10 protein-coding genes are annotated in these 10,317 nt (G+C 64.5%); 3 read left to right on the top strand and 7 right to left on the bottom strand.

Annotated elements, in window-relative coordinates:
- Positions 1 to 523 (bottom strand): IS630 family transposase (locus tag J6497_RS37120; protein WP_225709144.1); only part of this gene is annotated, 523 nt, incomplete at its 3' end.
- 26 nt (positions 524 to 549) lie between these two features.
- On the opposite strand from J6497_RS37120, the gene J6497_RS37115 reads away from it, so the two are divergent.
- Positions 550 to 1,692, top strand: a complete 1,143-nt coding sequence (locus tag J6497_RS37115; RefSeq protein WP_225709146.1) for a multidrug effflux MFS transporter — start codon at positions 550 to 552, stop codon at positions 1,690 to 1,692.
- On the opposite strand, the gene J6497_RS37110 is transcribed toward J6497_RS37115, so the two are convergent.
- The gene (locus J6497_RS37110; RefSeq protein WP_225709143.1) at positions 1,689 to 2,948 is read right to left on the bottom strand and encodes an adenylate/guanylate cyclase domain-containing protein; all 1,260 of its coding nucleotides are present in this window, start codon (positions 2,946 to 2,948) and stop codon (positions 1,689 to 1,691) included. The two genes, J6497_RS37115 and J6497_RS37110, sit on opposite strands and share 4 nt — an antisense overlap.
- Positions 2,949 to 3,062: 114 nt before the next feature.
- Here J6497_RS37110 and J6497_RS37105 point away from each other — a divergent pair, with 114 nt between their 5' ends.
- Both J6497_RS37105 and J6497_RS37100 read left to right on the top strand, forming a co-directional pair.
- Positions 3,063 to 4,223: an MFS transporter gene (locus J6497_RS37105; protein WP_225709142.1), complete on the top strand. Its 1,161-nt coding sequence runs from the start codon at positions 3,063 to 3,065 to the stop codon at positions 4,221 to 4,223.
- A 92-nt stretch (positions 4,224 to 4,315) separates the two neighbouring features.
- Positions 4,316 to 4,720: a RidA family protein gene (locus J6497_RS37100; RefSeq protein WP_225709141.1), complete on the top strand. Its 405-nt coding sequence runs from the start codon at positions 4,316 to 4,318 to the stop codon at positions 4,718 to 4,720.
- 24 nt (positions 4,721 to 4,744) lie between these two features.
- Here J6497_RS37100 and dmeF read toward each other — a convergent pair whose 3' ends face one another.
- From dmeF to J6497_RS37075, 5 genes are all read right to left on the bottom strand, one after another.
- Positions 4,745 to 5,704 (bottom strand): CDF family Co(II)/Ni(II) efflux transporter DmeF, encoded by a 960-nt coding sequence (gene dmeF, locus J6497_RS37095; protein WP_225709140.1) that lies wholly within the window; start codon positions 5,702 to 5,704, stop codon positions 4,745 to 4,747.
- Between the two features lie 54 nt (positions 5,705 to 5,758).
- Positions 5,759 to 6,688: a cation diffusion facilitator family transporter gene (locus J6497_RS37090; RefSeq protein WP_225709139.1), complete on the bottom strand. Its 930-nt coding sequence runs from the start codon at positions 6,686 to 6,688 to the stop codon at positions 5,759 to 5,761.
- A gap of 102 nt (positions 6,689 to 6,790) precedes the next feature.
- Positions 6,791 to 9,046: a DNA topoisomerase IV subunit A gene (gene parC / locus J6497_RS37085; protein ID WP_225709138.1), complete on the bottom strand. Its 2,256-nt coding sequence runs from the start codon at positions 9,044 to 9,046 to the stop codon at positions 6,791 to 6,793.
- 72 nt (positions 9,047 to 9,118) lie between these two features.
- Positions 9,119 to 9,868: a DNA repair protein RecO gene (gene recO / locus J6497_RS37080; RefSeq protein ID WP_225709137.1), complete on the bottom strand. Its 750-nt coding sequence runs from the start codon at positions 9,866 to 9,868 to the stop codon at positions 9,119 to 9,121.
- 61 nt (positions 9,869 to 9,929) lie between these two features.
- The gene (locus J6497_RS37075; protein WP_225709136.1) at positions 9,930 to 10,310 is read right to left on the bottom strand and encodes a hypothetical protein; all 381 of its coding nucleotides are present in this window, start codon (positions 10,308 to 10,310) and stop codon (positions 9,930 to 9,932) included.
- Positions 10,311 to 10,317 lie beyond the last annotated feature (7 nt).

Below are 10,317 nucleotides of genomic sequence, written 5' to 3'. Positions count from 1 at the left end.
CGCAGAGGACCAGCGCCTTGTCCGGCGGATTGAGGTAGAGCCCGACCACGTCCTCCACCTTGGCGGCGAAGTTCTTGTCGCGCGAGACTTTGAAAGTGTCGACCAGATGCGGCTTCAGCCCATGCGCATGCCAGATCCGCTGCACACTGCTGTAAGAGATGCCAACAGCCTTCGCCATGCTGCGCACGCTCCAATGGGTCGCATTCGGCGGTTTCCCGTGCAGCGTCATGTGCACCACCTGTTTGATCTTTTCGGACGGCAACGGCTTGACGCGAGATGGTCGCGTCGCGTCCTTCAGAAGTCCGTCCACACCTTTCGCCACATAGCGACGGCGCCAGCGGCGGATTGTCAGCAGGCTCTTGCCAGCCACTGCCGCGATCGCCTCCGCCGTCGACCCATCGCTCGCCAGCAGCACGATCCGTGCTCGCCAAACCACCTTCTGCGGCGTGTTCCGGTCCCGGACCAGCCGCGCCAATCGTTCGCGATCGGCTGTGCTGACCGCAATCTGCTCGAGCTTCCTCATCGGCGCAGACTCGCAGGTTTGCGCCAATTTGTGAATCCTCTGTCAGTGACGGAACACTAGCCACCAACATCCTGCTGCCGTCGCTGCCGCAGATGGCGGTCTCGCTGAACGTGACGACCGCTGCGGTTACGTCGGCGATCACGATCTTCCTCGCTGCGTTCGCGCTCGGCCAGCTCGTGGTCGGCCCGATTTCCGATCGCTTCGGCCGCCGCTGGCCGGTGCTGATCGGTTTCGCGGTGTTCTTTGCCGGCAGCGTCTGGTGCAGCCTCGCCAACGATCTTCCTAACCTGCTGATCGGCCGCGTCGTCCAGGCCGCCGGCGCCTGCGCAACCTCGGTGCTGTCACGCGCCATTGCCCGCGACCTGTTCACGGGCGCTGCCCTGGCGCGCGCGATGGCGCTGATCATGATTGCGATGGCGGCCGCGCCCGGCTTCTCTCCGCTGCTCGGTGGCGCGCTCGATCACTATTTCGGCTGGCGTTCGGAATTCGTGCTCGTCGCGGCGTTTGCGGCGCTCGGCGCGGTCGCCTATGGTTCCGCGCTCGGAGAGACCCACTACTCGACTCGGATCGCGCTCAACCCCATCGCCATCACGAGAACCTATCTCAGCCTGATCGGAGATCGCCGCTTCGTGGTGCCGGCGGCGACGGTCAGTCTGATCCTGGGAAGCCTGTTTGCGATGTTCTCCGCCGCGCCTCGGATCTTGATCGAGACGCTGCATTTTTCGCCAATCGAACTCGGCTTGTTCTTCGCCGGTACGGTGCTGATCGTGTTCGCCTCCGGCTGGCTCGCCACAAGGCTCGCACCGCGCTTTGGCCTCGACCGCTCGATCAAGAGCGCATTGTTGGTTGCCGCCATTGGTGGCATCGCCATGCTGTTCGTCTCGCTCTTCACCCCGAGCTTCCTGCCATTCCTGGCTGCGATGAGCGTGTTCCTGCTCGGCATGGGCATTGTCAATCCGCTTGGCACCGCGCAGGCGCTCTCGCCGTTCGGTGAGAAAGCAGGTGCGGCCTCCGCGCTGCTCGGCTTCTGGCAGATGATGAACGCGGCGATCGGAGTATGGCTCGCCGCGAGCGTGTCGCATGAGGCGATATTCGGCCTCGGCGTGGTGTTAACCGTCTTCTCAGTGATCGCGGTCGCCCTGTACGGGCTGCGGGCGGAACAGAGCTAGCTCGCGAGGTAACGCTCGTACTTTCCGGCCACCACCTCGTCCGCAGCCACTTCGGGATCAAGCGTATAGAGATCCTGCGCGCGGCTGATGCCGCGCAAGGCAAAGCGGCCGGTCGAAACCAGATAGGTCCGCCCTGCCCCATCCAGGCCATCCCGGAAGGCCTGCGAGGTCAGCAATTCCCGGTCGACCGAGCTGCACATCGAAGCGATCCGGCTGACTTCGTTGACCGCAGGGCCTACCACCGTGAAATCGAGCCGGTCTTCGCTGCCGATATTGCCGTAGAAGACCTCACCAACATGCAATCCGACATGGGCTGACGTGGTCGGCCGCCCCTCGGCAGCGCGGCGGACGTTAAGCGCATTCAAATTGCGGCGGAAGCGATGCTCGGCGCGGAGCGCCGCGCGCTTTGCGATCGCCATGTTCTCCTGCGTGAACATCGCCAGCACGCCGTCGCCGATCAGCTTCAGCACCTCGCCGCCGGCATCGTGGATCGCGTCGATCGAAGCCTGGGCGTAATCATTGAGGAACGGGATGATCTCGTCGGGCCCGATGCGCTCGCTGATCGCGGTCGAGCCGCGAATGTCCGAAAACCATAACACCGCCTTGATGCGCTCGGTGACGCCACGCGAGATGCGGCCGCGCATCACCTGTTCAGCGGTCTCGCGCCCGAGATAGACACGTCCCAAGGTGCGCGCGATGTTGACCTGTGCTGCCGACTTCACCGCCAACCCGAGCACCGGCACCAGGTCGCGCAGCGCCGCCATATGATGCTCGCCAAATCCATCGGACTGGCGGGTGGTCCAGTAGGAGTAGAAGCAGTCCATTTCACCGATCGTGCCGGCCTCGCCGAACCGGTGCACGAAGGCGACGAAATGCTTGTGGCCCTTCTCCGCGAGCTCGTTAATCATCGAGAAATCGAGCGTGGCGCAATCGGCCAGGTCGATCGCCATCTCATCATGCCCGTTTTGCAGCATGTGGTAGAATGTTGAGCGCCGCCAAGTCTGCCCGGCATCGCCGCTAGAGGTCGAGCCATATTCAAAGATGTCGCTCTCGTTGGTCTCGCTGTCGTTCCAGCGGAACCCGCGGCCTTCGAAGATCGGATGCAGCGTATCGATGAAGACGAGGCCGCGCGACAATGGCATCCCGCCGGCGCGGCAGTGCTCGCAAAAGCCGCGCAACAGATCGTTTTCGGACAGACCGGTCAGGCCCTGGTGGACCAGCCAGTTCATCAGGCGCAGGCGCAGGGTGAGTTCCATGCGCGGATTATGCCGTGCAAACGTGTCGCGCGAAAGGAGGCGCGACTTGACGACAGTTCTGTGACAACAGCAAATGCCGGAACAAGAGGCAACACAGAAACGCGACGGTCTCCGATGAGCGCCCGGCAGTTTCCGATCATTCTGGCGCTCGGCACCACCCAGACCCTGGCCTGGGCCTCGAGCTATTACCTGCCCGCAGTGCTCGCCGATCCCATCGCCAGGGATCTCGGCATCGCGCCCAACTGGATCTTTGCCGCCTTCTCCACCTCGCTCGTGCTCTCGGCCCTCCTTGGCCCTCGGATCGGTCGCCAGATCGACCTCGTTGGCGGCAGGTCCGTGCTGTCGATCTCCAATCTGACGCTGGCGGCAGGGCTGGTGCTGCTCGGCCTCACGCAATCCGTTCCGCTGCTGCTGCTTGCCTGGCTCCTGCTCGGGGTCGGCATGGGATACGGCCTCTATGATGCCGCCTTTGGTGCGCTCGGTCGCATCTATGGCGAGGCGGCACGGCGCCCGATCACCGGCATCACGCTGATGGCGGGCTTTGCCTCCACCGTCGGCTGGCCGCTGAGCGCGCTGGGGCTTGAGACGATCGGCTGGCGCGACACCTGCTTTGCCTGGGCGGCGGCACATCTTCTGATCGGCCTGCCGCTCAACTGGCTGATGCTGCCGCCGGTGCCCGGCGCCAAGGTCGCGGCGGCCAATGCTGTGAAGCCGCATATTCCAATCGACCGCCCCATGATCCTGCTGGCGTTTGCGTTCGCGACCGCCTGGACCGTCACTGGCGCGATGGCGGCGCATTTCCCGCGCATCCTGGAAGCGGCCGGCGCGACCTCGGTACAGGCTATCGCAGCCGGCGCCCTGATCGGACCGGCCCAGGTCGGCGCGCGCGTGGTCGAGGCGTGGCTGCTCAGCCGCTATCACCCGCTGCTCTCGACGGAGTTGGCCTGTCTTGGCCATCCGGTTGGCGCCGCGATCGTCGCGATCGCCGGCGGCGGTGCGGCAAGCGTGTTTGCGCTTTGCCACGGCGCCGGCAACGGCATCCTGACCATTTCGCGCGGCACCTTGCCGCTCGCGATCTTCGGCCCGCAGAATTACGCCTACCGGCTCGGCATCATCGGCGCGCCGGCCCGAATGGCGCAGGCGGCGGCCCCGCTCCTGTTCGGGCTGTTGCTCGACCATATGGGCAAGGGCATCCTGATCGTCTCCTCAGCGCTCAGTCTCGCCGCGCTCGGCGCATTGCTCCTGGTGCGCGAAAAGCCCGTATCGCCAAAATAAGCATCCTTCCCCTTGCGCGATGTTTCGCGCACAACTTCATCCTACAAAAGCCTGACAGGCGATTTGGGGAGGAAGCAGCCATAGCAAGCGAAATGGCGCCATCAATCCGGCACATCAATCCGCCCGAACTGGGAATACCCCCCGGCTATTCACAAATCATCGACGTTACCGCCCATCGCATCATCTTCATCGCCGGGCAGACCGCAGCGGATCGCGACGGAGCTGTTGTCGGAAAAGGCAACTTCGATGTCCAGGCAGAGCAGGTGTTTGAGAACCTTGCTGTCGCGCTTCGCGCGAGCGGCTGCACGCCCGCCAATCTCGTGAAACTTACGGTGTTTGTCACGGACATGAACAATCTCGCTCGCTACCGCGAAGCACGCAATCGCTTCTTCGCTTCGGTTACGCCTGCGGCCGCGCCAGCGGTGACGCTGGTGGAAGTATCAAGGCTCTACGGCCCCGATTTCCTGATCGAGATCGAGGCGATCGCGGCGGCTTGAGATTTCGCCCGGTCATGCGTGGTCTCAGACGGCGTGCGCCGGCTCGTGGTTCGGGCAGGTCTCGACCTCGACCGTCACGTGGCTGAGACCGTGCAGGCCACCGAGCCGCCGCTTGTAGGTCGCGGGCGGCAGCGGATGGTCGGAGACAACCGAGATCACCGCCGCGCGGTGGCCGGGACCGACCTGCCACAGATGCAGATCAGTGACGCGGTCGCCCTCGGTCTCGAGCCGGTCGCGAATGACCGCCTCCAGCTTCTTGTCGGCGCTGACGTCGAGCAGAATTGCGCCTGACGCCTTGATCAGGCCATAGGCCCAGCTTGCGATCAGCGCGCTGCCGATGATTCCGACGGCCGGATCGGCCCACACCCACCCCGCGGACATCGCAACGACCAGTGCCGCAATGGCGAGGACCGATGTCGCGGCATCCGCCATCACGTGGACGTAGGCGGCGCGAAGATTGTTGTCGTGATGGTGATGATGATCGTCGTCGTGGTCATGAGAATGGCCATGACCGTGATGATGATCGTGGTCGTCGCGCAGCAGCCAGGCGCTGGCGAGGTTGACCGCGAGCCCGAGCACCGCGACCGAGATCGCTTCCCCGTAGGCAATCGACACCGGATGGAGCAGCCGGTCCACGCTTTCCCAGGCGACCTGCACGGCAATCATCGCCAGGATGATCGCACTGGCAAAGGCGGCGAGATCGCCGAACTTGCCAGTACCGAAACTGAAGTGTGCGCTGCCCGTCTGCCGCCGCGCGAACAGATAGGCCAACCCGGCGATGCCGAGCGCCGCCGCATGCGTTCCCATGTGCCAGCCGTCGGCAAGCAGCGCCATCGAGCCGGACCACCACCCCGCCGCGATCTCCCCGATCATCATGACCGTGGTCAGCGCAACCACGAGCCAGGTGCGCCGCTCGTTATGGGCGTGCGTCGCTCCCAGGAAGACGTGCTCGTGGGTCCACTGTTCGATCGAATGCGAGTGCATGGTTCATCTCCGGATAGTCCGCTCGTCAAATATAGTGATTGCGACGGGAGGCCGTTAGACTAATTCCTCCGGCGCCAGCTTGCAGGCGGCGCCGTCGGCCTCGACCTGCAGCGTCGCATGGGAGATCTTGAAGCGGTGCGCGAGCTCGGCGCAGACATGATGCAGAAAAGCATCGTCATGGCCGCCGGGCCGGACCAGATGCGCGGTCAGCGCGGTCTCGTTGGTGCTCATCGCCCAGACGTGCAGATCGTGCACCTCGGAGACGCCGTCGAGCGTGTGGAGGAAATCCCTCACCTCGGCGAGCTCGATGCCCCTTGGCACCGCGTCGAGCGCGAGGCTGACACTGTCGCGCATCAGACCCCAGCCGCTGACCAGCACGACGAGCGCGATGACGAGGCTGATCGCCGGGTCGATCCACAACCATCCCGTCGACATGATCAGCAAGGCGGCGATGACGACGCCCAGCGAGACGCTGGCATCGGCGGCCATATGCAGATAGGCGCCGCGGATATTGAGGTCGCCGTGCCGCCCGCGCATGAATAGCAGTGCGGTGCCGCCATTGACGAGGATGCCGAGCGCGGCGACCCAGACCACGGTCCAGCTCGCAACCTCGGCCGGCTCGCGCAGGCGGTTGATCGCTTCCACTGCGATGCCGCCGACGGCGATCAGCAGCAGCCCGGCATTGAACAATGCGGCGAGGATCGAGGCGCGGCGATAGCCGTAAGTATGCGTCTCCGTCGGCCGCCTCCCCGCAAGCCATGCCGCGCCCCATGCCAGCAGCAGCGAGAACACGTCGGAGAGATTGTGCACGGCATCTGAGATCAGCGCCAACGAATTGGCAGCGTAGCCGAACACCAGTTCCGCGATCACGAAGGCGGTGTTGAGGGACGCGCCAATGGCAAAGGCCCGGCCGAAATCATCCGGGGCATGGCTGTGCCCGGCATGATCGTGCGCATGGGAATGATCGTGATGATGATGCGCCATCCCAAGAGTTATAGCGCGCCGATTTGCGAATACTATTACAGCGATCTCGGTGTCGTCCCGGCCTTGAGCCGGGACGACGAGATCATTTCACGCCGCGCAAGACTACTCCACGGCGCGGTTGAACTTATTCGACTTCGGCAGGCCGTGCGCGAGACGGCCGGCGTCGGCGCGGTTGCCGCGCCAGTCGGAGAGCTCCTTCATGCTCATGCCGTGCTCGCGGCCGGCGGAATCCTTCCAGGTCAGGCCCGCCTTGGAATCGAACACCGCGACATCGGACAGCGAGGCGCTGGTGTATTTCTGCAACCGCACGCCGCGGCCGCGGGCCATTTCCGGCACCTGCTCGAGCGGGAACAGCACCATCTTGTGATTGGTGCCGATCACCGCGACGGTGTCGCCCACAACGGTTGCGATCGTGCGAGCCTCGTTCGGCATCTCGACGTTCAGCACCTGCTTGCCCTTGCGGGTCGTGCCGACGCAGTCGTCCTCGTTGACGACGAAGCCCTGCCCTTCGCTGCTCGCAATCAGGAACTTGCGCTCGCCCTTATGGACGAACAGCGACACGATCGCGGCATCCTGCTCCATGTCGATGAACATGCGGATCGGCTCGCCATGGCCGCGCCCGCCCGGCAGCTTTGCCACATCGAGCGAGTAGAATTTCCCGTTGGTGGCGAATAGCAGCAGCTTCGACGTGGTCTCGGCAAAGAAGGCGTGATCGAGCTTGTCGTCGGTCTTGAAGGCCAAGCCGGAGAGATCGGCGACATGGCCCTTGAGCGTGCGCACCCAGCCCTTCTCCGAAATCACCACGGTGACCGGCTCGCGCTCGACGAAGGCTTCCTCGATCGCAGCGAGATCATGCTCGGGCGCATCCGCAAACGTAGTGCGGCGCTTGCCGAGCGGCGTCTTCGGCCCGAACATGTCGCGGACCTTCCGCACCTGTTCGCTGACCTTGGACCATTGCTCGGGCTCGGAGCGGAGCAGCGCCTCGATGCCCTTCAGCTCCTTGCGAAGGTCCTTGTCCTCGGTCCGGATCTCCATCTCCTCGAGCTTGCGCAAGGAGCGCAGGCGCATGTTGAGGATGGCGTCGGCCTGGACGTCGGAGAGCTTGAACGTCTTCATCAGCACCGGCTTCGGCTCGTCCTCGGTGCGGATGATCTTGATCACCTTGTCGATGTTCAGATAGGCGATCAGGTAGCCGCCGAGGATCTCGAGCCGGTGCTCGATCTGTCCCTTGCGATAGTTGGAGCGGCGCACCAGCACATCGCGCAGGTGGTCGAGCCATTCGCGAAGGCATTCGGCGAGGCCGACGACCTTGGGGATTTTTCCCTTCACCAGCACGTTGAGGTTCAGCGAAATCTTGCTTTCCAGCTCGGTCAGCCGGAACAGCGATTCCATCATCAGCTCAGGATCGACCGCGCGCGACTTCGGCTCGATCACAAGGCGGATGTCCTCGGCCGACTCGTCGCGGCAATCGCCGACCAGCGGCAGCTTCTTCTCGTTCAAAAGCTCGTGGATCTTTTCAACCAGCCGCGACTTCTGCACCAACCAGGGGATTTCGGTGACCACGATCACCCAAGTGCCGCGCGCGCCCTCTTCCTGCTTCCAGCGCGCTCGTGTGCGGAACGAGCCGCGGCCGGTGGTGTAGGCCTCTGTGATCGCTTCCTTGGAATCGATGATGATGCCGCCGGTCGGGAAATCCGGTCCCTTGACCCACCTCAACAGGGACTTCGACTTGGCGTCGGGCTTCTCGATCACATGCAGCGCGGCGTCGCAGAGCTCGGCGGCGTTGTGCGGCGGGATCGACGTCGCCATGCCCACCGCGATGCCCTGCGAACCGTTGGCGAGCAGGTTCGGGAAGCCGCCGGGCAGAACCACCGGTTCTTTGCCACTGTTGTCGTAGGTTGCGCGGAACTCGACCGCGTCCTCGTCGATGCCGTCCAGCAGCAGCCGAGCGACGTCGGTCAGCCGCGCCTCGGTGTAACGCATCGCGGCGGGGTTATCGCCGTCGATGTTGCCGAAATTGCCCTGACCATCGACCAGCGGATAGCGCGAGCTGAAATCCTGTGCGAGGCGCACCATGGCGTCGTAGATCGCCTGGTCGCCATGGGGATGGTACGAGCCCATCACTTCGCCGACAATCTTGGCCGACTTCTTCGGAGTTACGCCGGGATCGAGGCGGAGCAGCCGCATCCCGTAGAGGATGCGCCGGTGCACTGGCTTCAGGCCGTCGCGGGCGTCCGGCAGCGCGCGATGCATGATGGTCGAGAGCGCGTAAGCGAGATAGCGCTCTTCCAGCGCATCGCGCAGCGGTACCTCGTGGATTTCGGCCGGCTCTTCCGGCGGTAGCTGTCGTTTTCCCATGGAGAGGCGTTAAACCGTGACGCTGAATCGGGCAAGACACGAATCACCGGCAATTTAGGCTGCGAATCGAACTTACGGAACCGCCGCCCGTGTCCGTCGCTTCGTTACCGCGTTGATAAAGCCGTCCCTTGCGTCGGAATGGCCCTGCCCGCGCGGCTCCAGGACGTTGCGCAGCAGGAAGCGGCCGGTGAGCGCGAAGCCGTCGAGCAGGTCCTGGTCCGACCAGGTGCCGGCGCAGGCGCCGTCCTCGAGCAAAAAGGGCGGCAGCCGCATCAGGCGGTCACGCCAGGGCTCGCCGGCAGCACGCGAGACCGCCCCGCCGGACTTCGGCGAGACGTAGACCAAATCGGAGGTCGCGCCGGTCGCCGCGCAGCTCGAGAGGTCGAGCCCGAAGCCGAGTTCGGCCAGCATCGCCAGTTCGAAGCGGATGAGAAGGACCGCAGCGGCGCCGGCATCCTCGAAATCATCCAGCGTCTGCTCCAGCATCTGGTAGATGTCCTGGTGCGGATCGCGTTCCGGCAACAGCCGCGCCAGCGAAGCCAGATGGGTGATGCCATAAACGGCATGCGAGGAGGCGAGCAAGCTGGCCGCGCGCAGCCGCGTGCCATCGAGCTGATAGTAGCCGAGATGCTCGTCGAGCCGCGCCCGCCACATCGCCGTGACGCTGTTGCCGGGCTGCAGCAGCGGCCGCATCCGCGCGCTGGCGCCGCCGCGCACCAGGCCGAGATGGCGGCCGTGCTCGCGCGTCAGCAGCTCGACAATGGCGGACGATTCGCCATGCCGCCGCACGCCGAGCACAATGCCTTCGTCGGTCCATTCCATGGCGTGGAGAGTAACATGTAGGGAGGGCAAAGCGTAGCGCGCCCACCTTACGACCACGCCCCTACGCGTTGAACCAGCCGTGGGCATCGCCGGTGAAGGAGAAATAGAGCCCGGCCGCCGTCAGCGCGCAGGAGATCACCTCGACGCCGCTGTCGAGCTGGATGCCGGCGCTGCCGATCACCTGCAACAGCGAGATCACCGACAGGAAGAGCACCGCCGCCAGCACCCAGCGCGGCCAGTTCTTGCGCCGCTGCGCAGCCAGATAGACGAAATAGACCAGGAGCAGGATCAGACCGGCCTGCATGAAGGTGACGACCGTGACCATCTGCTCCGTCATTTCGCCGCTCGGGGTGCGGTCCTGAAATGCCACCGATAGCGCGTCCAGCGTCAGCGACAGATACAGGAGCACCTCGAACAGAAACACGTTTCTGGGCACTTTCATCGGAAGA

Source organism: Bradyrhizobium cenepequi (assembly GCF_020329485.1).
Lineage (GTDB): Bacteria > Pseudomonadota > Alphaproteobacteria > Rhizobiales > Xanthobacteraceae > Bradyrhizobium > Bradyrhizobium cenepequi.
This window is presented reverse-complemented; position numbering and strand designations above follow the sequence as displayed.